General features: G+C 67.8%; 22 protein-coding genes. 5 read left to right on the forward strand and 17 right to left on the reverse strand.

Annotated elements, in window-relative coordinates:
• Positions 1-86 precede the first annotated feature (86 nt).
• From J3367_RS01070 to J3367_RS01105, 8 genes are all read right to left on the reverse strand, one after another.
• On the reverse strand, positions 87-1721 hold the full coding sequence (locus J3367_RS01070; protein WP_024349145.1) for a class I adenylate-forming enzyme family protein: 1635 nt from the start codon (positions 1719-1721) through the stop codon (positions 87-89).
• A complete protein-coding gene (locus J3367_RS01075; RefSeq protein ID WP_024349144.1) occupies positions 1718-2371 on the reverse strand; it encodes an ABC transporter ATP-binding protein in 654 nt (217 codons plus the stop codon). Before J3367_RS01075 ends, J3367_RS01070 begins: the two co-directional genes overlap by 4 nt.
• A 3-nt stretch (positions 2372-2374) precedes the next feature.
• Positions 2375-3130 (reverse strand): ABC transporter ATP-binding protein, encoded by a 756-nt coding sequence (locus tag J3367_RS01080; protein ID WP_024349143.1) that lies wholly within the window; start codon positions 3128-3130, stop codon positions 2375-2377.
• Positions 3127-4128 (reverse strand): branched-chain amino acid ABC transporter permease, encoded by a 1002-nt coding sequence (locus J3367_RS01085; protein ID WP_024349142.1) that lies wholly within the window; start codon positions 4126-4128, stop codon positions 3127-3129. The genes J3367_RS01080 and J3367_RS01085 overlap by 4 nt, the downstream gene beginning before the upstream one ends.
• Positions 4125-5021 carry a branched-chain amino acid ABC transporter permease gene (locus J3367_RS01090; protein ID WP_009208447.1) on the reverse strand — a complete coding sequence of 299 codons (897 nt, stop codon included), beginning with the start codon at positions 5019-5021 and terminating at the stop codon, positions 4125-4127. The genes J3367_RS01085 and J3367_RS01090 overlap by 4 nt, the downstream gene beginning before the upstream one ends.
• Positions 5022-5101: 80 nt before the next feature.
• Complete coding sequence (locus J3367_RS01095; protein ID WP_024349141.1) at positions 5102-6415, reverse strand: ABC transporter substrate-binding protein; 1314 nt, start codon at positions 6413-6415, stop codon at positions 5102-5104.
• 59 nt (positions 6416-6474) lie between these two features.
• Positions 6475-7308 (reverse strand): FadR/GntR family transcriptional regulator, encoded by an 834-nt coding sequence (locus tag J3367_RS01100; RefSeq protein WP_024349140.1) that lies wholly within the window; start codon positions 7306-7308, stop codon positions 6475-6477.
• A 308-nt stretch (positions 7309-7616) separates the two neighbouring features.
• A complete protein-coding gene (locus J3367_RS01105; RefSeq protein WP_024349139.1) occupies positions 7617-9245 on the reverse strand; it encodes a CHASE domain-containing protein in 1629 nt (542 codons plus the stop codon).
• Positions 9246-9542: 297 nt separating this feature from the next.
• On the opposite strand from J3367_RS01105, the gene J3367_RS01110 reads away from it, so the two are divergent.
• On the forward strand, positions 9543-9866 hold the full coding sequence (locus J3367_RS01110) for an NIPSNAP family protein (protein WP_024349138.1): 324 nt from the start codon (positions 9543-9545) through the stop codon (positions 9864-9866).
• A 20-nt stretch (positions 9867-9886) separates the two neighbouring features.
• Here the strand turns inward: J3367_RS01110 and J3367_RS01115 are convergent, their stop codons facing one another.
• From J3367_RS01115 to J3367_RS01135, 5 genes are all read right to left on the reverse strand, one after another.
• Positions 9887-10819 (reverse strand): AEC family transporter, encoded by a 933-nt coding sequence (locus J3367_RS01115; protein WP_024349137.1) that lies wholly within the window; start codon positions 10817-10819, stop codon positions 9887-9889.
• A 108-nt stretch (positions 10820-10927) separates the two neighbouring features.
• Positions 10928-12448: a tripartite tricarboxylate transporter permease gene (locus J3367_RS01120; protein ID WP_024349136.1), complete on the reverse strand. Its 1521-nt coding sequence runs from the start codon at positions 12446-12448 to the stop codon at positions 10928-10930.
• Positions 12448-12921 carry a tripartite tricarboxylate transporter TctB family protein gene (locus J3367_RS01125; RefSeq protein WP_024349135.1) on the reverse strand — a complete coding sequence of 158 codons (474 nt, stop codon included), beginning with the start codon at positions 12919-12921 and terminating at the stop codon, positions 12448-12450. The genes J3367_RS01120 and J3367_RS01125 overlap by 1 nt, the downstream gene beginning before the upstream one ends.
• Positions 12922-12982: 61 nt before the next feature.
• Complete coding sequence (locus J3367_RS01130) at positions 12983-13966, reverse strand: Bug family tripartite tricarboxylate transporter substrate binding protein (RefSeq protein WP_024349134.1); 984 nt, start codon at positions 13964-13966, stop codon at positions 12983-12985.
• Between the two features lie 121 nt (positions 13967-14087).
• Complete coding sequence (locus J3367_RS01135; protein ID WP_029702660.1) at positions 14088-14993, reverse strand: dihydrodipicolinate synthase family protein; 906 nt, start codon at positions 14991-14993, stop codon at positions 14088-14090.
• A gap of 193 nt (positions 14994-15186) precedes the next feature.
• On the opposite strand from J3367_RS01135, the gene J3367_RS01140 reads away from it, so the two are divergent.
• The 3 genes from J3367_RS01140 to kdgD all read left to right on the forward strand — a co-directional run bounded on the left by J3367_RS01140 (position 15187) and on the right by kdgD (position 18037).
• Positions 15187-16176, forward strand: a complete 990-nt coding sequence (locus tag J3367_RS01140; RefSeq protein ID WP_421460023.1) for a 2-hydroxyacid dehydrogenase — start codon at positions 15187-15189, stop codon at positions 16174-16176.
• 169 nt (positions 16177-16345) lie between these two features.
• Positions 16346-17089 carry a FadR/GntR family transcriptional regulator gene (locus tag J3367_RS01145; protein ID WP_051141490.1) on the forward strand — a complete coding sequence of 248 codons (744 nt, stop codon included), beginning with the start codon at positions 16346-16348 and terminating at the stop codon, positions 17087-17089.
• A gap of 57 nt (positions 17090-17146) precedes the next feature.
• Entirely contained in the window at positions 17147-18037 is an 891-nt protein-coding gene (kdgD, locus tag J3367_RS01150) for a 5-dehydro-4-deoxyglucarate dehydratase (RefSeq protein WP_029702658.1), read from the forward strand.
• Positions 18038-18112: 75 nt separating this feature from the next.
• Here kdgD and J3367_RS01155 read toward each other — a convergent pair whose 3' ends face one another.
• The 3 genes from J3367_RS01155 to nthA are packed head-to-tail and all read right to left on the reverse strand — an operon-like array spanning position 18113 to position 19822.
• On the reverse strand, positions 18113-18505 hold the full coding sequence (locus J3367_RS01155; RefSeq protein WP_029702657.1) for a nitrile hydratase accessory protein: 393 nt from the start codon (positions 18503-18505) through the stop codon (positions 18113-18115).
• Positions 18492-19154 (reverse strand): nitrile hydratase subunit beta, encoded by a 663-nt coding sequence (gene nthB / locus J3367_RS01160; RefSeq protein WP_024349130.1) that lies wholly within the window; start codon positions 19152-19154, stop codon positions 18492-18494. Before nthB ends, J3367_RS01155 begins: the two co-directional genes overlap by 14 nt.
• Complete coding sequence (gene nthA, locus J3367_RS01165) at positions 19151-19822, reverse strand: nitrile hydratase subunit alpha (RefSeq protein ID WP_024349129.1); 672 nt, start codon at positions 19820-19822, stop codon at positions 19151-19153. The genes nthB and nthA overlap by 4 nt, the downstream gene beginning before the upstream one ends.
• A 277-nt stretch (positions 19823-20099) precedes the next feature.
• On the opposite strand from nthA, the gene J3367_RS01170 reads away from it, so the two are divergent.
• Positions 20100-21464, forward strand: a complete 1365-nt coding sequence (locus J3367_RS01170; protein WP_024349128.1) for an aspartate aminotransferase family protein — start codon at positions 20100-20102, stop codon at positions 21462-21464.
• Between the two features lie 74 nt (positions 21465-21538).
• Here the strand turns inward: J3367_RS01170 and J3367_RS01175 are convergent, their stop codons facing one another.
• Positions 21539-22441 (reverse strand): hydrogen peroxide-inducible genes activator, encoded by a 903-nt coding sequence (locus tag J3367_RS01175; protein WP_024349127.1) that lies wholly within the window; start codon positions 22439-22441, stop codon positions 21539-21541.
• Between the last annotated feature and the right edge of the window lie 47 nt (positions 22442-22488).

Raw genomic sequence — 22488 nt, forward strand, 5'->3', positions numbered from 1 at the left:
CCGAACGGGCGCCTGCGAGTGATCGCGGGTGCCCCGTTGCCTGTTGGGGCGAGCTTTTGCACCACGTGGAAAGCCTCGAACTCGCCTCAGATGTCCCGGGCGGCGTCGGTTCTGGCCTGTTCGCGCAAGGGGGCCTTCATCAGCTTGCCATTGGCGTTGCGGGGCAGGGGATCTGTGGTGAAGACGAAGCGGTCGGGGATCTTGTAGTCGGCGAGGCGCTCGCGGCAGAAGGCTGCTAGAATGGTTTCGTCGATGTCGGCGTCGCGGCGGTGGACGAAAGCCTGGACCTTCTCGCCGAGGACGGGGTCGGGGTAGGGCACGACGGCGACTTCGGCGACCCCGGGGTGGAAGGCGAGGACGTTCTCGACCTCGGCGCTGAACACCTTGTAGCCGCCGCGGTTGATCATGTCCTTCAGGCGGTCGTGGATGAACAGATAGCCGGCATCGTCGAGCCGGCCGACATCGCCGGACCGCCAAGCGCCGTCGATAAAGGATTCGGCTGTCTTCTCCGGCAGGTTCCAGTAGCCCGGCACGACCATCGGCCCGCCGATCCAGATCTCGCCGGACTGACCGCGCAGGACCTCGTGTCCCTCGCTGTCCATAATGCGGATGTCGGCGCCCGGCACGGGGGCGCCGACGCCGGCCGGGCGGGCGATCTGGCCGCCGGCCGGCATGATCGTTGCGGGCGAGGTGGTCTCGGTGGCGCCATAGGCCTGGACGAGATCGAGATTGGGCAGAAGCTGCGCCACCCGCTCGATGGTCGCGACCGGCATCGGCGCGCCGCCGAAGGAGCCGACCCGCCAGTGGCTGAGGTCGTGGCGGGTGAAATCGGCGCGCAGCAGGCAGAGATTGTACATGGCCGGCACCATCATGGTGAAGGTCATGCGCTCGGCCGTCGCCAATGCGAGAAAGGCATCGGCCTCGAACCGGGGCATCATGACCACGGCCCCGCCGACGCCGAGCAGGGCGAAGACATTGGCGATCAGCCCGGTGACGTGACTGGCCGGCACGGCGACGATGGTGCGGTCGGCCGCGGTCAGTCGCATGCAGTGGCGATAGACCAGGCAGGAATGAACGATGTTCAGATGCGTGAGCATCGCCCCCTTGGGGTTTCCGGTGGTGCCGGACGTGTAGAGGATGACTGCAAGATCCTCCTCGGCAAGCGGCACCGACGGCGCAGCTGTCGCGGGCGCCTGCGGGGCCGTGGCGAGGATCTCGGCGAAGGAGTCGCGGGCGTCGCCGGTGGCATTCGGTTCGGCGCCGATGGCCAGCCGGCGCGCGCCCTCCGGCAGGCGGTCGGCGAGCTCGGCCTCGCAGATGGTCAGCGCTGCGCCGCAATCGGTGAGGATGTAGGCGAGCTCCGGCGCGCTTGCCCTTGTGCTGAGAGGCACGATGACGATCCCGGCCCGCACCGCGCCGACGAGCGCGGCGACGAATTCCCAGCGATTGCCGACGAGAAGGCCGACCCGATCGCCACGCGACATGCCCTTGGCCGCCAGGAGCGATGCGACCTGATCCGCCATGGTGCGCAGGCGCGCGTGGGAGATGCGGACGCTGCCGCAGATGACGGCGTCGCCGTGCGGATTGGCGGCGGCGGCTGCCGCCAGCATGGCATCGAGGTCGCCGGGACGGTCGGCAAAGGCACTCAGGGTGCGATCGCCGAAATGCGGCTCCTGCCGCAGGGCCGGGGCGTCGGGCCAGAAGAAATCGTCCCGGCTCACGCGGCCGCGTCCATGGCGTTGGCACCCCGCTCGATCCCGAAGACATGGTCGAGGACAGTGTGCGAATGGGTCATCTCCGACATGCTCATGACGATGGAGAGCTTCTCGCTCTTCAGCGCCGAGATGACGTCGGACAGGCGCTGTGCCAGTGCCGGCGCGACACCCTCGAAGGGCTCGTCGAGCAGCAGCAGCCGGTGCCCGGCGGTCAATGCCCGGCCGAGCGCCACCATCTTCTGCTGGCCACCCGAAAGCTGCAGCGCCTTGCGCTTGGCCATGTCCTTCAGTTCGGGCATCACCTCGTAGACGAAGTCGAGCCGCGCCTTGCCGTCGAGGCCGGAAATGACCCAGCTCGGCAACAGCATGTTCTCTTCCACCGACAGTTCGGGGATCAGGCCGCGGGTCTCCGGCATGTAGCCGATGCCCTCGGCGGCGCGCGCGTGGACCGGCTGCTTGGCCATGTCCTGCCCGTTGAAGCGGATGCGGCCCCTGGAGACGGCGGCGATGCCCATGATGGCGCGCATGACGGTGGTCTTGCCGGCGCCGTTGCGGCCGGCCAGCCCGACCATGGCGCCGGGCTCGACACTCATCGAAAAGCCGCGCACGGCCTCGACGGGGCCGATCTTCACCTGGATGTTTTCTAAGGTCAGCATGGTCTACCTCGCCGTTCCGGTGACGAATTCCTGGACCTTCGGGTCGGCAAGAACGCGTTCGGGCGTGTCGTCGGCTATGATGTCGCCGGAATAGAAGGCGAGCACCCGGTCGGCGTAGCGGGTGACCACCTCCATGTCGTGTTCGACGAAGATCACCGCCGCCTTTTCGCCGGCGAGCGCCGCCATCACGCGGTCCATCAGCGGGAACTTCTCCTCCGAGGAGACGCCCGAGGTCGGCTCGTCGAGAAGCAGCACCCGCGGCTGGCTGACCAGCGCCATGGCGATGTCGATCAGCTTGCGCACGCCGCCGGGCAGTTGCTCGACCGGCTGGTCGGCATAGTCGGTGAGGCCGAAGCGGGCGAGCATCTCCAGGGCGCGATCGACGTTCTGCCGGTCGTGGACCGGGCGGAAGAAGGACGCCTTCTGTTTCGACGCGATGGTGCCGGCGACGATCAGATTGTCGACCGCGGTCATGGATTCGCACAATTGCGGGATCTGGAAGGAGCGGCAGACGCCCATCCGGCTGATGCGCCGCGGCGAGAAGCCGACGACATTGTCGCCGTAAAGCAGGATCTCGCCGGAATCCGGCTTCATGTAGCCGGTGACCATGTTGACGAAGGTGGTCTTGCCGGCACCGTTGGAGCCGATCAGCGACAGGCGGGCGGCGGCCGGAACCTGCACGTCGAGGTCGTCGGCGGCGATGACGGCGCCGAAGGCCTTTTTCAGCCCCTTCACGTGGAGGACGATCTCTTCGCTCATCGGGCTGCCTCGCCTTCGAGGGACGATACGGGCTTTGCGTTGCCGGGGCGCTGCGTCTCGGCGCGCTTGACCGGGCGGGCCCAGAGCGAGCCGAAACCCTTCGGCAGGAACAGGATCACCAGCAGCAGGAAGATGCCGAGGGCCATCTGCCAGCTGTCGGGGAAATACTGGTTGGCGAAGGAGCGCACGAGTTCGGTCAGGAGCGCGGCCCCGAAGACGGCGATGACGCTCATGTAGCCGCCGAGAATGGCGATGAAGACGACCTCGCCGGAGGTGGTCCAGTAGCTGAAGAACGGGTCGATATGGCCGAGCGCCAAGCCGTTCAGCGTGCCGCCGAGGCCGGCCAGCGTACCGGCGATGATGAAGTTGCGCTGGGTGACCGAGAACACCGAGGCGCCGAGATATTCGACCCGCAATTCGTTCTCGCGGGCGGCCAGCGCGACGAGGCCGGGACCGCTGTCGAAATACATCCGGCAGAGAGCGGCGGCCAGCGCCGCCACGCCGACGGCCACGCCGTAGAGGGCGAAGTCGGATGCCGCCTGCGCCGGGGCGAAGCCGAGGAAGGTCGGCTCGGGCACGTTGAAGCCGTCGGAGCCGCCGATGGCAGTGGACTTGGCGAGGACGCCGTAGAGCACCATCGACAGGGCCATGGTCAGCATGGCGAAGAAGATGCCGCGATAGCGTGCCACGAGCGGCGAGATGATCGCCGCGACGAGGCCGCCGGCCAGCCCGCCGACGGCGAGAAGCACGAAGACGTCCTCGATGCCGACATGCAGGGCGACGAGGCCGGCGACATAGGCGCCGACGCAGTAGAACATGCCCTGGCCGAAGGAGACGAGCCCGCCGCGCATGAGCGTGACGATGCCCAGCGCCACCAGCCCGAAGGCGGCGACCTTGGTCAGGGTGAAGAGGAGCCAGAGCGGCAGGACGGCGCCCAGTGCGATCAGGGCGATTGCGGCCACGAACGCGACGGCCAGGATACGGGTCGTGGTGGTCATATCTTGCGTGCCTGAACCGGAGTGAAGAGGCCCTCGGGCCGGAAGATCAGCACGATGACCATCACCAGATAGATGATGAAGATCTCCGCTTCCGGCGCCTCGTAGACGGCGAAGGATCGGGCCAGCCCGACGATGAGGGCGCCGATCGCCGCGCCGGGAATGGAGCCGAGACCGCCGATGATGACGACGGCGAAGCTGACGACGATGACGCTGACGCTGATGCCCGGCTGCACCGAGATGAGCGGGCTGGTGAAGGCGCCGCCGAGGGCCGCCAGGAACACGCCGAGGCCGAAGGCCAGGAGGTAGATGCGGGCGATGTTCACGCCCATCGCGGCGCTGACCTCGGGCTCGTTGATCACCGCGACGGTGACCTTGCCGATGCGGGTGCGGTGCAGGCCGAGCCAGACGCCGAGGCCGCAGACGATGGCCAGGCCGATCAGTGCGAGGTCGTAGCCGACATAGAAGAGGCTGCCGACCTCGACATTGCCGAGGAGGTTGCGCGGCTCGAAGACGTAATAGGGGTCGACGCCGAAGACCATCTTGGTGGCGTCCTCGAGGATCAGGAAGACGGCGTAGGTGACGAGCAGGATCAGGACTTCGTCGCGGCCGTAGAACAGCCGCAGCAGGCCGCGCTCGATGAGCGGAGCGATGACGATGGCGACCGCCAGGGCGGCGATGAACATGGCGATCAGGCTGAAGGCGGGCGGCAGGCCCCAGCTGGCGAAGAAGGGCACCGCGACGGCGGCGCTGTAGGCGCCGAGCGCGTAGAGCCCGCCATGGGCGAAGTTCAGGATGCGCAGGACGCCGAAGACCAAAGTCAGGCCGAGCGCGACGATGAACAGCCACGAGGCGTAGATCAGGCCGTCGAGAATGATGGTGAGGACGATGTCCATCCGGATGTACCCGCTGCTTTACGACGCTGGTATGCGGACCGGGGCGCGAGGCCCCGGTCCGGCGATGGTGGGCGCGAGGATCAGTCGCACTGGGCTCCCTCGAAGCCGCCATTGATCCAGTCGAGACCCTTGACGTCTTCCGGTGCGTTCACGCAGCGGGCGGGAAAGCGGATGACGTCGCCGAGGATGATGTCACCCTCGTCGTTCTTGACGGTGCGGCCGAAACCGATCTGCTGGATCGCCTGATGACCGTTGCCGTTGGTCATCTCGATCAGGCCGCCGGGGCTCTCCCAGCTCAGGCCCTTCATGGCGGCGGCCAGCTCGTCGCTGTTCGGCTTCTTGCCGCCATTCTCGGCCATCGCCTTTTCGACGGCGGCCTTCAGGCCAAGGATCGCCTGCGCCATGCGGTAGGGCGCCTGGACCGGGAAGACATCGTATTTGGTCTCGTAGATGTCCTTCCACCAGGTATCGAGTTCGCTCTCGGGGGCCATGTAGCCATAGGCGCCGCGGGCCCCGATGATGACGCCCTCGGGCATGGTGTTGCCGAGCGGCGGCAGCACGTGGTCTGAGGCCGACAGCACGGCCTGGCTGCGCTGGAACAGGCCGCGCGGCAGCGCCTGCAGGATCAGCGCCTGGAGGTCGCCGCCCCACAGCGAGGAGTGCACCACGTCGGCGCGTTTCTGCATCAGGGCCGAGATCTCGGTGCCGTACTGGCCGGCGCCGAAGGCCGGGAACAGCTCGGCGGTGACGGTCGCGTCCGGATAGACCTGGCTCATCGCCGCCTTGAAGTCGGCCCAGCTGTCCTGTCCGAAGGCATAGTCCTGGTTGATGCCGGAATAGGTCGAGACCTCTTCGCCGAGCGCCTTCAGGTAGAGGGCGAGGCCGACATTATCCATCGTCGCGTTGGCGGCGGTGCGGAAGACGTAGTCGTAGTCGTTCTCCTCGAAGATGCGGGGCGTGCCGCAATCGTAGAGGATGGTGAACTGCTTGAGCTCGTCGGCGACCGGCGCGACGGCGAGACAGTCGCCCGAACCGACATAGCCGACCACGGCGTCGACCTTCTCGCGCTGGACGAGATTGCGGTACTCCTGGACCTGGGTGGTGGCGCCGCCGGCCTCGTCGAGCACCACGGCCTCGATGGTCATGCCGCCGAAGCCCTTGGTCGCGTATGGCGCCGGGGCCTCGCCGGCATTCAGCTTCTCGATCAGCACCTGGCCGCCGTTCCAGGCGGGTACGCCGAAGCTCTGCGCAGCCTGGCCGGACAGGAAGGTCACGACGCCGATCTTGAACGTCTCCTCCTGCGCCGCGGACGGGGCCGCCCATCCGACGACGATGGCGGCGGACATGACGCCGGCGAGAAGCCGGGCCGTCCTGGATTTCGGGGTCTTCGACATGAACACTTTCCTCCCTTTGCTGCTTGTTTGCGCTCAAGGCCGGGCCGCAATGGTCCGGCCTATCGTCCCTGTGTGCCGTCCGCCGCGCTCTCCTCTCCGACCGGCGCGCCGGGATCGAGCCCGGCCACCAGCCATCCGCGGCGGAAGTCCTCGATATGCCGGCGCATCCACAGGACGGCGTCGGCGACGCTGCCGGCCTTCAGGGCGTCGAGGATCGCCGCATGGGCGGTCACCAGCCGATGACCGGCACCGGGCAGCTTCGGCAGCATCCGCTCATTGGCGGGGAACAGCAGCATCGCCGCCGGCTCGCGGGCGAGCTGCCATGCGATGTTGCCGGTCGCCTCGGCAACGAGCGCGTGGAACTCGATGTCCCAGGCGGTGAGGATCTCGCCCGCCTCGACCGCTGCCCGGGTGGCCTGCACATTGGCTTCCAGCGCGGCGATCTGATCGGGACCGATCGCCCGGGCCGCTTCCCCCGCGGCGGCCGGCTCGATGGCGTGCAGCAGCGCCCACAATTCGTCGAATGTGACGCGCTGCAGAAGAAGCGCGCGGCTGGCTCGGGTGCTCAGGTCGCCGGCCCGGGGCGCGGCGGCATAGAGCCGGCGCCCGTCACCGCGCTCGGCCAGGCCGCTTTGCTCCAGAAGGCGCAGGCCTTCCCGCGTGGTCGAGCGATGCACGCCGAACTGGGCGGACAATTCGCTCTCGGTCGGCAGGCGGTCGCCGAGGCGCAGACGGCCATCCAGAATGGCCCGCTCGATGCTCTCGAAGACCAGCCGATAGGTCGGCGTGCTCTCGACGGCCGAGAACCGGGTGTCCGTCTGCTGCGATCCGTCCGGCTCTCCCAGGCTGGACGGTCCGGCTGCGACGGATCGATGCGACGCGGGCGTCGTCAATCCAGTCTTCCTCCCTGTGGGCCTTTGAGCCCGGCGACGGTTTCCTCATCCGTCTTGTTTGTCGGACAATCCGTCTTTGCCACAGGTCGGTCAAGTAACCGTCAGTCATAAATCCGCATTGCACCGCACTTGCTGCGTTGCGAATTTGCGTTCGTAAGGAGTGGTATTCCCCTGACCGAAGAGGAAGTGCAGTTTCTGCTGCGACGCACTTGCGGCAGTGCACGCATGGCGTGATTTATGTTGTGGCGGACGGGGGCAGGCGCGGCGGCAGGGGCGGGCGAGGGGGCAGAGAGGCCCGGCGGTTCGCGTCAGCCGTGGATCCGCATCGCCGGAAAGCGCAGCCGGACGGTGAGGCCGCGTGCGCCGAATTCGCGACCGATCCGGCCGCCGAGCTCGCGCTCGATGTTCATGTTGATCAGGCGGGTGCCGAAGCCCTTGCGGGCCGGTTCGAAGGCGGTGAAATCCTTCTTGCCCTGCTCGATCCAGTCAATCGCGACCTCGTCGCCCTCGCGCCACCATTCGACCCGCAGCGCACCGTCCCCATCGGCGACCGAGCCGTATTTGAGGGCGTTGGTCGCCAGTTCGTGGAAGGTCAGGCCGAGCGACTGGGCCGCCGTCGCATCGACCTCGATGGTCGGGCCGGCAAGGGTGCAGTTGCGCATGTCCTCGCCGAAGACCTGGCCGAGTTCGGCCGCCAGAAGATCGCCGATGCGGGCGAGCTTCCTGTCGGATTCGGTGAGGAGTTCCTGCGAGGTCGTCATCGCCGCGAGCCGGGCGCTGAACGAGGCCATGAACGCGTCGAGATCGGCCGAGTAGCGCGCGGTCTGGCGGGCGATCGCCAGGATCCGCGTGATCGAGTTCTTGATACGATGGTTCATCTCGCGCAGCAGCAGATCCTTCTGATCGAGGCTGCGCGCGTTGGAATCCGCCAGGGCGGCAACGGCTTCGGCGCGCCGCGTCTGCGACAGGACAAGCAGCGCCATCAGCACCGACAGTGCCACGCCGACAAGCGCGAGCAGCAGGGCCGGCAGGTCCGAGGCGGTGCGGGGAAACGCCGTGCCGGGCGCAAGTTCGATGACCCAGCGGCGGCCGGCAAAATCGACCTCGCGGACCGTGGCGAAATCGGTCGCGAGGGTCGAGCTGCGCGCCTGGCCATAGGCGACGAGCAGCCGATCCGGCGCGACCTCGGTGTCGTAGACCTTGGCATGGACCGGCAGGTCGCGGCCGGCGGCAAGTGCAGCCGAGACCAGATCGCCCGCCCGGAACGGCGCATAGACGAAGCCGCCGGTGCGGCGGATGGCGTCGCCCTCGTCGTTGCCGTCCTCAGCCTCGCGCAGCGGCAGGTAGACGAGGAAGCCCGTCTGCCGGTTCTCGTCGATCTCCTGGACCAGCTGCACCGGCGCGGTGGCGGAGGGCCGGGACGTGCGGGCGGCGCGGCGCATGGCGTCCCGGCGCGTTGCATCGGAGAACATGTCGAAGCCGATCGCCGCGAAGTTGCGGCGGTCCTGCGGCTCCAGCAGCAGGATCGGGGTGCGGACCGCCTGGTCGGTCTCCACCGGCCAGACACCGCGGTCGAGGCCATAGCTCGCCGCGATGGTGCTGGCGGTCTCGCCGGTCTGGGCGACCGCGATGGCGTCGGCAAAGCCGATGCCCTGGATGCCGTCGTAGCGGCCATCGAGATCGAGCTCTCCAACGAAGGCGGCGAAGCTGTCGCGGTCCCGTCCGGCATTGGCGACGCCCATGTAGGCGCGGGTAGATTCCAGGAGCGAGACATGCAGGTCGAGGCGGCTCTCGATGCGACCGACCGCATCGTCGGCGAAGCTCTCGAAGCGCAGCCGGTCACTCTCCGTGCTCGACCGCCAGACGAGGGCCGCAAGCGCGAGCGCGAAAGCGCAGGAGACGACCAGAATGGCCGCCGGAACGAGATGCTTGCGCAAGAGGCGAGACCCGGATCGGAGCAGATCGGCTTCCCTATAGTGCAGCTCTCGCGGCGGGAAGTGTGATCCGGCCCCTTTTCGGCCAAAAAACGTCCTTCGTAAGGCTGAAAGCGGCGGTCGCCGGTGCGGCGGGGCTTTTCCCATGCTGGCGGGGCACCCAAGGAGGCGATGTTGCGGGGCGCGGGGCGTGGCCGACGCCTTGGCATGGGGCTGCCAACCGGTCAGAAGGAAGCCGGGCGGGGGACGGGAACCGAACGGATCCCGCGTCCATGATCATAGCAAGAGGGAGGAGCCGCAATGCTCTACGACGTTCGCACCTACAGCTGCCGGCCGGGCACCATCAAGAAGCATCTGGCGCTCTACGAGGCGCATGGCTACGGGCCGCAGAGCCGGCATCTGGGCGAGCCGCTGGCCTACATGGTCACCGAAACAGGCCCGGTGAATTCCTACACCCATATCTGGTGCTATGACGACGCGGCCGACCGCGAGGCCCGGCGCGCCGCGCTGCAGGCCGATCCGGACTGGCAGGCCTATCTCGGCAAGAGCGCCGAGGCGGGATATCTGGTGAGCCAGGAGAACAAGCTGATGACGCCGGTGGCCTTCGCCCCCGCCAAGCGCTGAGCCTGTCCCGTTGCCGGCCCTCACGCCGTGAGGAAGAGGGCCAGCAGCGGGATCGTCACCAGCGACAGGATGGTCGAGGCCAGCATCATGGTCGAGGTCCGGTCGATCGCCGTCCGGTAGGCGGCGGCCATCATCACGGCGTTGATGCCCGGCGGCAGGCCGGCTGCGACGACCAGCGGCGCCAGCACCTCCCGCGTCATGCCGAGGGCCGACCCGACGCCGAAGACGACCAGTGGCAGGAGAACCATCTTGCCTGCCACCCCTACGGCGCTCGTTGCGACATTGCCGCGGATTTCCTGGCCGTGAAGACCGGCGCCGATGATGATCAGCGCGATGGCCGGCATCGCCGCCTTGAGCATTCCCGTGAAAGCCTGCAGCCAGCCGGGAACCGGCAGGCCTGTGCCGCTGACCACGAGACCGACGACGATCGACAGGAGGATCGGGTTGGCAAGCTGGTTGCCGAGGGCGCCGAGAAGCGAGCGCCGCGGCCCGTCGGCGCGCTTCGTGCCTTCCATCAGCATCACCGTCGGGGTGATCAGGGCGGCCGCATGGATGGTGATCAGGGCGGTGAGGACGACCAGCCCGCGGTCGCCGAACAGGATGCCGATCACCGGAATGCCGACGATCGCCAGGTTCGAATAGACCGCCCCGAAGGCGAGGACGATGCGTTCGGCGCGCCCGGTTTCGGGCCGCAGCATCAGCGCCGCGTAGATGACCAGGGCGGTGACGGCGATGCTGCCGAAATAGACGCCCCAGACTTCCAGGTTCAGCACCTCGCCGACATGGATGGAGGACACCGTCAGGAACATCGTTCCCGGGATCAGCACCCAGAATGCGAGCTTGGTCAGCCCGTCGAGGCCGTCCGGCGTCAGGATGCCCCGGCGCACCAGCAGGTAGCCGACGGCAATCAGAAGGAAGATCGGGGCGAGCCGGTCGACGAGCGACAGGAGCATCGGGTTACCGTGTCTGGCCGGATATCCGGACCGCGGGGCGAACGACCGACGCCGCAGACCCGTGGTCCGCGGCGTTGGTGGTTGCGATGATCAAAATGGGGAGGCGAGTCAGGAGGCCGTTGCCGGCGTTCGGGGTGGCTTGATCACCATGAAGTAGAAGAAGAGCGCCGTCAGCACCAGAAAGAACAGGCTGTCCGGACTGGTGAGGAAGGTCGTCGGATCGCCCTTGGCCAGTTGCAGCGAGCGCCGCAGATATTGCTCGAGATCCGGCCCCAGAATGAATCCGAGCAGCAGGGTGACCGTCGGATAGCCCGCCGTGCGCAGGAAGAAGGCAATGATGCCGAAGACCAGCGCCAGCAGCATCTGGAAGCTGGAGAAGGTGGCGACATAGCTGCCGACCAGCGCGACGACGGCGATCGAGGAATAGAGCAGCGCTTTGCGGATCGAGACGATGCGGACGAAATACGGCCCGAGCAGATAGAGCGTCACCGGGATCAGGATCAGCGCGCTGACGAGGAGCGAGGCGAACATCGGCGCGATCATGTCGATCTGGTTGTCGAGCAGGCGGGGCCCAGGCTGCAGCCCGTTGATGATCAGGACGCCGAGAACGATGGCGGTGGTCGGGTCGCCGGGAATACCGAACATCAGCATCGGCACGAAGGCGCCGCCGCACATGGAATTGTTGGCGGTCTCAGCCGCGGCGATGCCCTCGCGGCTGCCCTTGCCGTAGAGCTCGGGCCGCTTGGAGCGGCGCATGGCGTCGGCATAGGACACGAAGGACGCCATCGAACCGCCGGCCCCGGGGAGAACGCCGATGAAGAAGCCGATGATGGCGCTCTTCAGATAGGTCCAGACGCCGATCTCGCGGATCTCGGCGAGGAAGGGCACGAAGTCGCGGCGCCTGATGGCGAGCCTGGCGACATGGTCCTTGTCCACGGTGCGGGCATGCATGACGTCGCGGGCCTGGATCAGCAGCTCGCTGATGGCGAAGGTGCCGATGACGACGGACATCAGCCCGATGCCCTCGACCAGCGTCGAGGTGCCGAAGGTGAAGCGTGCCACCGGCTGCATGACGTCGATGCCGATGGTGGCGATCATCACGCCGAGGGCGGTGGTGACGACGCTCTTGGCGATGGCGCCGCGCTGGGAGATGCCGATGACGACCAGCGCGAAGAGGATCAGCGAGAACTTGCCGGGCGTCTGGATGAGCAGAGCGAGGCTTGCGGCGACCGGCGTGAACAGGATCAGGAAGATCGCGCCGATGGTGCCGCCGATCATCGAGCCGAGGGCGGCATGGCCGAGCGCGTTGGCGCCGTGCCCCTGCTGCATCAGCGGATAGCCTTCGACGCCGGTCATCATGGAGGAGGGCGCGCCGGGGATGTTGATGGTCGTGGCAGTGATGCTGCCGGCATACATGCCGGACATGAAGATGCTGGCGCACATGACCAGCGCCGCGGTCACGTCGAGGCTGTAGGTGATCGGCAGGAGGAGGGCGATCGCCAGGACGGCGGTGAGCCCGGGGACGGCGCCGAAGAAGGTGCCGATCAGGAAGCCGACGATCATGTAGAACAGGACGGTCGGGTCGGTCAGCGCGGCGAAGCCGCCGAGAATATGGAGCGCGAATTCCATTACAGCCACTCCGTCAGGGTCGGCAGCCGGACATGGAAGAAGACCTGGAACAGCAGGTAGAAGACGGCGGTGATGACGGCCGCGTAGACCAGCCGCCAGAGGATGTTGGCGTCCATGCGGAAAACGTGGAGCAGCGCGAAGACGTAGAGCAGCGTCGACAGCGCGTAGCCGAGCGGCTCGAAGACCGCGATGTAGATCGCCGTCGCCGCGACCACCAGAATGGCCGGCCGCAGGTTCAGCGGCTCGCGCGGCGCCTCGTCGTCGGCGGGCGCGGCGCGAACGATGTTCAGCGCGACGGCGGCGAGGCCGAGATACATGACGACGCTGATGACGATCGGCAGGAAGGACGGGCCGACGAGGCCCTCGTCATATTGCGGCCGGATGCCCAGCGCCGCGACGAGATAGATCGTCGTGACGACGAAGAGCACGGCCGGCAGGATCAGCTGGCGGATGACGGTGGGCTTTTGCAGCATCGGATGTCCATGCGACAGGGTAGTGCGGCGGCGAGGCCGAGGCTTCGCCGCCGCACGGGGGTTACTGGGCGATGACGCCGTCAGCCTTCAGCTTGTCGAACTGGGCGAAGACGGCTTCCTGCTGCTCTGCGACCCAGTCGGTGACCTCCTGGGGGCCGAGCCAGCCGGGCGTCACGCCGACCTTGGAGACCCATTCCTGGAACTCCTCGCCTTCCAGCGCCTGTTGGTAGGCCTCGGCCAGTTTGGCGACGACGTCATCCGGGGTCTTGGCCGGTGCGGCGACGATGATGAAGCTGCCGGACCGCAGGTCGAGACCGGCGGACTTGGCATCAGGCACGTCGCTGTAGGTCGGGTTCGGCGCGTCGGAGAACTCGACCAGCCCGCGTGCGTCGCCCTCGTCGAGGAGGTTGGCGAAATCGCCGAGGCTGGTGACGGCGATCACGACCTCGCCCGACAGCATGGCCTCCTTCTGGGGACCGGCGCCGCCCGGATAGGGGATGAGGTCGAGATCGATGCCGGCGAGCTTCTCCAGTTCGAGCATCGCCAGATGGGTGCGCGAGCCGGTGTTCTGGATCGCCACCTTGACGTCGCCCGGCGCTTCCTTGGCGGCGGCGATCAGGTCGTCGATCGTCTGGTAGGGCGCGTCGTCGGCGACGATGATCGCGTCCGACTCGTTGGTCAGGCGGCCGATCATCTGCAGCTTGTCGAGCTCGTAGCCCGGCAGCAGCTGCTGGTAGGGCACGGTGATGACGCTGTCATAGGTCAGGACGCCGATCGTGTAGCCGTCGGGGCGCGCCGACATGACGTTCATGATGCCGTTGGCGCTCATGCCGCCTTCGACATTCTCCACATAGATGGTCTGGCCAAGCTCCTTCTCGGCGATCGCGCTGACCTTGCGCGAGATGCCGTCGGTGCCGCCGCCGGCGCCCCAGGGCACGACGAGGCGAATGTCCTTGGTGGGGTAGTCCTGCGCCGCGGCCGGCGCGGCGATGGCCACGATGGCTGCGGTCGCCGCCGTGGCGGCAAGGGTCCTGAGATGATGCATGCGTCTGTCCTCCCATGTTGAAACTGAAGGGGTCGCCCCCGCTTCGTCGATCCGGCGCCGCGTGCCGCCGGACCGTCTTCCCCGATTCCTGCGACCGTCCCCGCGGGGCGGCGCCCGGCCGTCAGGCGGCCTCGGCCAGCCGCGCCTCGACCCGTGCCACCAGCGCGTCGATCTCGCGATGGTCCTCGGCGGTCAGAGCGGGGCCGGGCTGACGCATGGTGGCGTGACGGATGGCGCCGCGTCGCCGCATGACCTCCTTGCGGGCCGCCACGCCCCAGAAGCCCATCGCCTCGTAGCGCAGCAGCGGCAGGTAGCGTTCGAAGAGATCGTTGGCCGCGTCCATGTCGCCCTGCGTGTGCAGGCGGTACACGCCCGACAGCATCTCCGGATAGGAAAAGCCGGCCATCGGCCCGTCGACGCCGCGCGCCAGTTCGAGCGGCAGATACATGGCGTTGTTGCCGGTCAGGATGGCGACGCGGCGGCCGCCGCCCTGGCGCAGGCGCGTGATCTTGTTGAGGCTCGGCAGGTCTTCCTGCTTGATCGCCTGGATCTGCGGGTGGCGCTCGACCAGCGACAGGATCGCCGGCACCGACATGCCGACATTCGTCGCGCCGGGGAAATCCTGCAGCACCACCGGCACGTCGCCGATGGCGGTGAAGACGTGATCGAAATAGCGGGCGAGTTCGTCGTCGGTGCGGATGCCGCTGGCTGGCGCGATCATCACGCCCGCGGCGCCCGCATCCATGACCTTCGCGGTGAGCTGGGAAAGCTGGGCGAGGTTGGGGCTGCTGACCCCGACAATGACCGGACGGCCGCCGGCGCGGGCGATGTAGCGCTTGGCGACGGCCAGCGATTCCGTCTCCGTCAGCTTGCCCGCTTCGCCGCTGACGCCCAGCACGGTGAAGCCGTCCGCGCCATGGCGGCAGTAGAAGTCGACCAGCGTGTCGACGCTCGCAAGGTCGATCCCGGCATCCGCGTCGAACGGCGTCTGGGCGACGATGTAGACGCCCTTCATGGCTGCGAGCATTGTGCCTCCCGGCGTGCCTCGAATTCGCATGGCAGATGCGGCGGCCCGTCTCCCTGCCGCTCATCATATGATCTCTTGCCGATGCCATATGATCACTGCATAAAGACACTGATGGTTCGGCCTGTCAATCGGCCGAGAGGTCACCGGCGGACGACGCTCGCGCGCCGCCGCCGGTGCAGCACAGCGGGGACGCATGGCCGACGCGATCGAAATCGTCTTTCACGGGCGCAACGCCGCCTCCTTCGTCGAGGGCTTCGACGCCCTGCTCGAGGTCGAGGCGACGATCCGGCGCGTGCCGGACGAGCCGGCGACCGAGGCCGATGCGGAGGCGCTGCGACAGGCCGACGTGATCATCGGTAATCGCTTCCAGGCTTCGCAGCCAAGGCCGGAGCGGCTGCGGCTCTATCACGTCTCGGCCACGGGCACCGACGGCATCGCCCTCGACGCGTTGCCGCCCGGCGCAACCGTCTGCAATTGCTTCGGACACGAGCCCGCCATGGCCGAATATGTGATGGCGGCGCTCCTGTCCCATCAGGTGAAGCTGTTCGATGCGGACCGACGCCTGCGCAAGGGCGAATGGCCCTATCGCGCCGGTGCGGCGGCCAATATTCATGGCGAGATCGGCGGCAGGACGCTGGGGCTGCTCGGCTTCGGCCATATCGGCCGGGCGGTGGCGGCGCGTGCGAAGGCATTCGACATGACGATCCACGTCGCCAATCGCAGCCCGGTGCCGGTAGCCGGCGACGTCGATGCCAGCCATGGCCTTGGCGACCTGTCGGCGTTCTACGCCGCGGCGGATTTCGTCGTCGTGTCGCTGCCGCTGTTGCCTGAAACGCGCGGTCTCATCGATGCGGCCGCCTTCGACCAGATGCGGCCGGATGCGGTGCTGGTGAATGTCGGGCGCGGCCCGGTGGTGGACGAGGCGGCGTTGTACGAGGCCCTGTCCCATCGCCGCATTGGCGGAGCCGTCATCGACACCTGGTACCGCTATCCGGAGGCCGAAGGCGACGTGACTGCGCCGTCCCGCTTCGATTTCGCGGCGCTCCACAATGTGGTGATGACCCCGCACATGTCGGCCTGGACGGACGGCACCATAAGACGGCGCCAGGCGACCATGGCGGACAACATCAATCGCCATTTCACCGGCCGGGCCTGCAGCAACGTCGTGCGGCCCGCCGGCTGAGCTCTCGCACAATTCACCGGAACGGCGGGCGTGCGACGAAAGCCGTGATCGTGGTCATCGACGCGGTATGTCATCATATGTTGAGGTGGCGACGCGCGCGAACTGCATGGCACGATGCAGAGCCGCAGATGGCGACCCCAAGGCGGATCGCAGGGAGGAAGCAGGCAGGGTGGTGACAGGACAAGCCAAGGACAGCCGGCCGCTGACGGTGCGCGTCACGGAGGAATTGCGCGAGCGGATCGAAGCCGGCGACTACGCCCCGGGCGACAAGCTGCCGACCGAGCCGGTGCTGGTCGAGCGTTTCGGCTACAGCCGGACGGTGATCCGCGAGGCAATCGCAGCCCTGCGCGCCGACGGCCTGGTGGAATCGAGGCAGGGCGTCGGTGTCTTCGTGCTGGGTCCGCGCCAGCGCGAGCAGCTGCCGACGCTGTTTGCGGATGCGACCGACAAGATCTCCGACATCATCGAGGAACTGGAGCTGCGGCTGGGCATCGAGGTCGAGGCCGCGGGGCTTGCGGCGCTGCGCAGTTCGCCGGCCCAGGAGGCAGAGATCCAGGCGCAGCTCGAGAGTTTCGAGCGGCTGGTGGCCGAGGGGCGCCCCACCGACAATGCCGATTTCGCCTTCCACATGACCATCGCCACGGCCACCAACAACCAGCGCTTCAAAGCGTTTCTGGAGCATGTCGGCCGGCGGATCATCCCGCGGGTCAAGTTTCGCAAGGCGATGGGCGGCATCGATCCGTTGCCGAACCGGGATGAACAGCTCCTGGCCGAGCACACGCAGGTGGCCGAGGCGATCTGGGCGCGCGATCCCGAGGCCGCCCGCGACGCCATGCGGCGGCATCTGCAGGGCGGCATCAAGCGCTACCGCGCCATCACCCGCGCAACCCGGCCGACGCCCGCCAGCGATTGACAGCAAGGCTCAAGTCATCATACGTCATCTGCGAGACGTCGTATGATTGGAGAGCCCATGTCGCCCAGTGAACTCAAGCGCCGGCTGGCTTCCGGCCTGCTGTCCTTCCCGGTCACGCATTTCCACGAGGACCTGTCGCTCGATCTGGACAGCTACCGCAGCCATGTCGAATGGCTGGCCGGCTTCGATGCTGCGGCGCTGTTCGCGGCCGGTGGCACCGGTGAGTTCTTCTCGCTGTCGCCGGAAGAGGTCGGCACGGTGACGGCGGCGGCCAAGGAGGTGGCGGGCGACGTGCCGATCATCGCCGGCTGCGGCTATGGCGGCGAACTGGCCCGCGACATCGCCCGGCGCGCCGAAGCCGCCGGGGCCGACGGCCTGCTGCTCCTGCCGCATTATCTGATCGGTGCGCCCCAGGAAGGCCTTTACCGGCACATCAAGTCGGTGTGCGACGCGACCGGGCTCGGCGTCATCGTCTACAACCGCGCCAATTCCATCGTCACCGCCGACACGCTGGCGCGGCTGGCGGATGCCTGCCCGAACCTCGTCGGCTTCAAGGACGGCACCGGCCAGATCGGGGTCGTGCGCCAGATCACCGCCAAGCTCGGCGACCGCTTCTGCTATATCGGCGGCATGCCGACCCACGAACTCTTCGCCGAGGCCTACAACGCCATCGGCGTGACCACCTATTCCTCGGCGGTGTTCAATTTCGTGCCGGAGCTGGCGCAGCGCTTCTACCGGGCGATGCGGGCCGACGACACGGCGACCATGGCGACGATCCTCGACGAGTTCTTCTTCCCCTTCGCCAAGATCCGCGACCGCGAGGTCGGCTATCCGGTGTCGATTATCAAGGCGGGTGTCGAACTGATCGGCCGTGGTTCCGGTTCGGTCCGGCCGCCGCTCACCGATCTGACGGCCGAGGAGAAGACGATGCTGAAGGCGCTGATCTAGCGCTCCTTCAACTCGCACCCTGTCCAGACCTGCCGGACGGCTCCGCGATCGCGGGGCCGTTCTGCGTCGGGTCGGTCAGTCGCGCTCGGTCGGCAGGCCGGCCTCGTAGCGGATCGGCGTGCCGTGGGGCGTGGCTTCGGCCGCGCGGTGCCAGACGGCCTGCGCGGCATCGACGGCATCGGCGCTTACCAGCGCCCGTGCTGCGAGGATCTCTTCGAGCGCCGCGAGCCATGCCGTGAAATAGGCGTCCGCTGTCGCTTCGGGCGAGGGGCCGGCGGCGGGCAGATTGGCGCAGGCCCGGCCGAGCGCGGCGGCCCAGTCGGTCCAGGCGAGGATGCCGCGCTCGTTCAGCGCGACGGTCATGGCGAAGGCCTTGGCCTGCCAGGGCGCGAAAAAGACGGGTTCACCCGCCGCGTCGCGCGGCAGGCCGGGCGAGGCCGCGGCGATGCCGGTCTCAGGCGTGCTCAAGATAGGGCTCCCAGGCATCGATGGAGACGGTGTCGCTCCGCGAGGCGTCGCCGCCCCACAACGTGAATGCGTCGAAAACCACCGTGTAGAGCCAGTGCGCGACATGGTCGTCGCCCTTGGCACTGGCGTCGGCGAAGACATGGAAGCCCTGTACCCGCTCGATGGTGCCGGTCTTTTCGCGGGCATAGGCGGGCAGGCGGATGTGGTGGCGCGGCTGCAGGTTCAGCGTGCGGATCCTGTCACCCGGCGCGAAGGCCGGCGTGCTGCCCTCAGGATCGCGGTTGGCCGGACTGCCCCTGGCGAGAGCCGGCGCAACGGCGTCGGCCTTCAGGACACGGTTCGGCGGCACGGTCAGGTCGAGGGGCCGGCCGGCGCGCAATTCGCGATAGCTGATGAGACCGTGGCGCAGGAGCAGCGTCTCGAGGCCCTTGGTCCAGATCTCGTAATAGGACGAACCGTAATAGTCGGCGGGGTGGCGATCCTCACGGGCGGCGCGGCTTTCGTCGATCGACCAATGGCCCATTGCGCCGGCGGCGAGCGTCAGGGCGAGGGCGCGACGCTCCCAGGGCGCATGGAACAGCGGTTCGTCCGCCTCCGGCGCGATGGGCCCGAAGCCGTGCCGGCCGCCGAGATCGTGCGGGCCGTTCATGCCGGCGTCTCCGGCGCGGCATGCGGGCTCAGGTCACGCTCGGTGCCGATCATGGAATTGCGGGTGACGAGGGCGGCCAGCGCCGCCGCGGACAGTCCCTCGGTACCGGCCGGGCGCTCGGGCACGACGAGGTAGCGCAGCTCGGCGGTGGAGTCCCAGACCCGCACCGTGACGCCCTCCGGCAGCGCAACGCCGAATTCGCGCAGGACGCCGCGCGGATCGGAGACGGCGCGCGAGCGATAGGGCGGCGACTTGTACCAGACCGGCGGCAGACCGAGGACGGACCACGGATAGCAGGAGCACAGGGTGCAGACGACGAGGTTGTGGCGCTCCGGCGTGTTGAACACCGCCTGCATGTGCTCGCCCTGGCGGCCGGTGAAGCCGAGCGAGGCGATGGCGGCGGTGGCGTCGCGCGCCAGCCAGTCGGCGTAGGCCGGGTCGCTCCAGGCCTTGGCGACGACGCTGGCGCCGTTGCGCGGCCCGACCTTGGTCTCGTAGGTGTCGATGATGGCGTCGAGGGCGTCCGGGTCGACCATGCCCTTCTCGATGAGGATCGTCTCCAGCGCCATGACCCGGGCGGTCATCGGGTCGAGATGATTGTCGTGATCATGGTCGTGGTGATGCCCGTGGGCGTGGTGATCACCGTCCCTGCCGTGCGATCCCGTCATGGTTCCTCCCGGATCTGTCTTCGCTGGCCTCGCCGCGCATCGACCGGTGTCGCGGCCTCGCGCCGGCGGCCGCGCTCCCTGCTGCGATGATAAGCCCGGCAGGGGGAATTACCAGCCGTTCCAGGACCCGTGCGCGAGCGTGCGGCGCATAGCGGACAGCGGCTCGCATTCCCCCGTTGACCCGGACGGGTATTGAGGCGCACCACAGGCCGATGGAGCGACGTGGCGGCGCAAGCACGGCCCGCCGCTCAAGCCCGATACCCGGAGTTCTGCACCCATGACCGTCCAGCCGAATTCGATCGAGGGACGCGATATCGCGTTCCATCTCCACAGCTACACCAATGCCCGCAAGCACGAGGCCAACGGGCCGATCGTCATGGAATCGGGCGAGGGGGTGCATGTCACCGACACCGACGGCAATCGCTATATCGAGGCGATGTCGGGGCTCTGGTCGGTGGCCGTCGGCTTCGGTGAACAGCGGCTGGTGGATGCCGCCGCGCGGCAGATGCAGAAGCTGAACTACTACCACACCTTCACCCACAAATCGCACGGCCCGGCCATCGAGCTGGCCGAGAAGCTGGTGGGCATGGCGCCGGTGCCGATGTCGAAGGCGTATTTCACCAATTCCGGCTCCGAAGCCAACGACACGATGATGAAGCTGGTGCGCTACCGCTCCAACGCGCTCGGCCAGCCGCAGAAGAAGAAGATCATCAGCCGGACCCGTGGCTATCACGGGGTGACGCTGGCCTCGGCGAGCCTGACCGGCCTGCCGAACAACCACCGCGCCTTCGACCTGCCGATGCCGGGCGTCCTGCACACGACCTGCCCGCATTACTGGCGCGAAGGCCGCGACGGCGAGAGCGAGGAGGCTTTCGCGACGCGCTGCGCCGAGGATCTGGACGCGATGATCCAGGCCGAGGGGCCGGACACGGTCGCCGCCTTCATCGCCGAGCCGGTGATGGGCGCAGGCGGCGTCGTGGTGCCGCCGGCGACCTACTGGGAGAAGATCCAGGCGGTGCTGAAGCGCTACGACATCCTGCTCGTCGCCGACGAGGTGATCTGCGGCTTCGGGCGCACCGGCCAGATGTTCGGCAGCCAGACCTACGGCATCGAGCCCGACATCATGACGCTCTCCAAGGCGCTGTCGTCCTCCTATCTGCCGATCTCGGCGCTGCTGATCAACGAGCGGGTCTATGCGCCGGTGGCCGACCAGTCCTCCGAAATCGGCACCTTCGGCCATGGCTATACGGCGTCCGGGCATCCGGTGGCGGCGGCCGTCGCGCTGGAAAACCTGAAGATCATCGAGGAGCGCAACCTCGTCGCCAATGCGCGCGAGATGGGCGAGCTCATGCAGGCCGGTTTGCGCACGCTCGCCGATCATCCGCTGGTGGGTGAAGTGCGCGGCGTCGGGCTGATCGCCGCGATCGAACTCGTCACCGACAAGGCCGCCAAGCTCTCCGCCCAGCCGCCGGGGGACCTGGCCGCGCGCGGCTTTGCGATCATGCAGAAGAACGGCGTCATCTCCCGCGCCATGGGCGATGCGCTGGCCTTCTGTCCGCCGCTGATCGTCGAGAAGCAGCATATCGACACCATCGTCGAGACCACCGCGCGCAGCCTCGACGAATTGCAGGCGAGCCTCTGAAGGCACGGCCTCGCACGTCACGACGGTCGGCCCCGCATCCGATCGGTGCGGGGCCGCCTGCGTCTGCGCTTGTGTCAGGCGGCGCCGGCCGGCGGCTGCGAACGGCGCAGAAGGTCGGCCAGCGCCTCGAAGTCGCGGCGGCGGGCGGTCGACGGACGGAAGGCGAGGGCGATGGTGCGGTAGGGCGTCGGCGCCTCGAAGGGCAGGATGGCGATGCCGCCGCTGCGGGTCTCGTCGGGAATCGCCATCTCGGGAATCAGCGTCGCTCCCAGCCCGCCCGACACCATGCGAAGGATCGTCGTCAGGCTGGTGGCGCCGAGCCCGGCCATCTCGCCGGCATCGGCGATGCGGCAGATGTCCAGCGCCTGGGCGCGCAGACAATGGCCTTCCTCGAGGAGAATCAGCCGCTCGTTGCGCAGCGCCGACAGGGGCACGGGCTGCGGCAGGCGCGAAGCCTCGGCGGCCGGCAGGGCCAGGTAAAAGCGATCCTCGAACAGCGCGATCGATTCGAGCAGCGGGTCGTCCAGCGGCAGCGCGACGACGGCGCAGTCGATCTCGCCGACCGCCAGATCCGCGACCAGCCGGTCGGTGACGCTTTCGCGAATCTCGCATACGAGGCTCGGATATTCGCTCGCCAGCGCCTGCAGGAAGGTCGGCAGCACGTAAGGGGCGACCGAGGCGATCATGCCGAGGCGCAGTCGGCGCGACAGCAGCGTCTCGCCGCTGGTCGCAAGGCTTTCCAGCTCCTGCATCTCGGCGAGGATGCGCCGTACCCGGGCGCCGATGAGCGCGCCGTCGCTGGTCAGGGTGACGCCGGAGGATGCGCGCTGGAACAGCGGTCCGCCGAAGAACTCCTCCATCTGGGCGATCTGCGCCGAGAGGGCGGGCTGGCTGATATTGAGGCGCTTGGCGGCCTGCCCGAAATGCAGTGTTTCGCTGAGCGTACTGAAATAGCGGAGCTGTCGGATGGTGAGCATGCGCGATAGGATAAACTGATTGGCGTCGCATGGAAATACGATTGGAG

It is taken from the genome of Aurantimonas sp. NFXS3, from assembly GCF_049132005.1.
Taxonomy (GTDB): domain Bacteria; phylum Pseudomonadota; class Alphaproteobacteria; order Rhizobiales; family Rhizobiaceae; genus Aurantimonas; species Aurantimonas coralicida.

Excerpts from the sequence above, each read along its gene's own strand:
- J3367_RS01130 (WP_024349134.1), bottom strand. The coding sequence starts at position 13,966 with ATGCATCATCTCAGGACCCTTGCCGCCACGGCGGCGACCGCAGCCATC.
- J3367_RS01090 (WP_009208447.1), bottom strand. The coding sequence starts at position 5,021 with ATGGACATCGTCCTCACCATCATTCTCGACGGCCTGATCTACGCCTCG.
- J3367_RS01110 (WP_024349138.1), top strand. The coding sequence starts at position 9,543 with ATGCTCTACGACGTTCGCACCTACAGCTGCCGGCCGGGCACCATCAAG.
- J3367_RS01095 (WP_024349141.1), bottom strand. The coding sequence starts at position 6,415 with ATGTCGAAGACCCCGAAATCCAGGACGGCCCGGCTTCTCGCCGGCGTC.
- J3367_RS01175 (WP_024349127.1), bottom strand. The coding sequence starts at position 22,441 with ATGCTCACCATCCGACAGCTCCGCTATTTCAGTACGCTCAGCGAAACA.
- nthA (WP_024349129.1), bottom strand. The coding sequence starts at position 19,822 with ATGACGGGATCGCACGGCAGGGACGGTGATCACCACGCCCACGGGCAT.
- J3367_RS01125 (WP_024349135.1), bottom strand. The coding sequence starts at position 12,921 with ATGCTGCAAAAGCCCACCGTCATCCGCCAGCTGATCCTGCCGGCCGTG.
- J3367_RS01080 (WP_024349143.1), bottom strand. The coding sequence starts at position 3,130 with ATGAGCGAAGAGATCGTCCTCCACGTGAAGGGGCTGAAAAAGGCCTTC.
- J3367_RS01135 (WP_029702660.1), bottom strand. The coding sequence starts at position 14,993 with ATGCTCGCAGCCATGAAGGGCGTCTACATCGTCGCCCAGACGCCGTTC.
- J3367_RS01115 (WP_024349137.1), bottom strand. The coding sequence starts at position 10,819 with ATGCTCCTGTCGCTCGTCGACCGGCTCGCCCCGATCTTCCTTCTGATT.
- nthB (WP_024349130.1), bottom strand. The coding sequence starts at position 19,154 with ATGAACGGCCCGCACGATCTCGGCGGCCGGCACGGCTTCGGGCCCATC.
- J3367_RS01075 (WP_024349144.1), bottom strand. The coding sequence starts at position 2,371 with ATGCTGACCTTAGAAAACATCCAGGTGAAGATCGGCCCCGTCGAGGCC.
- kdgD (WP_029702658.1), top strand. The coding sequence starts at position 17,147 with ATGTCGCCCAGTGAACTCAAGCGCCGGCTGGCTTCCGGCCTGCTGTCC.
- J3367_RS01120 (WP_024349136.1), bottom strand. The coding sequence starts at position 12,448 with ATGGAATTCGCGCTCCATATTCTCGGCGGCTTCGCCGCGCTGACCGAC.
- J3367_RS01170 (WP_024349128.1), top strand. The coding sequence starts at position 20,100 with ATGACCGTCCAGCCGAATTCGATCGAGGGACGCGATATCGCGTTCCAT.
- J3367_RS01085 (WP_024349142.1), bottom strand. The coding sequence starts at position 4,128 with ATGACCACCACGACCCGTATCCTGGCCGTCGCGTTCGTGGCCGCAATC.
- J3367_RS01140 (WP_421460023.1), top strand. The coding sequence starts at position 15,187 with ATGGCCGACGCGATCGAAATCGTCTTTCACGGGCGCAACGCCGCCTCC.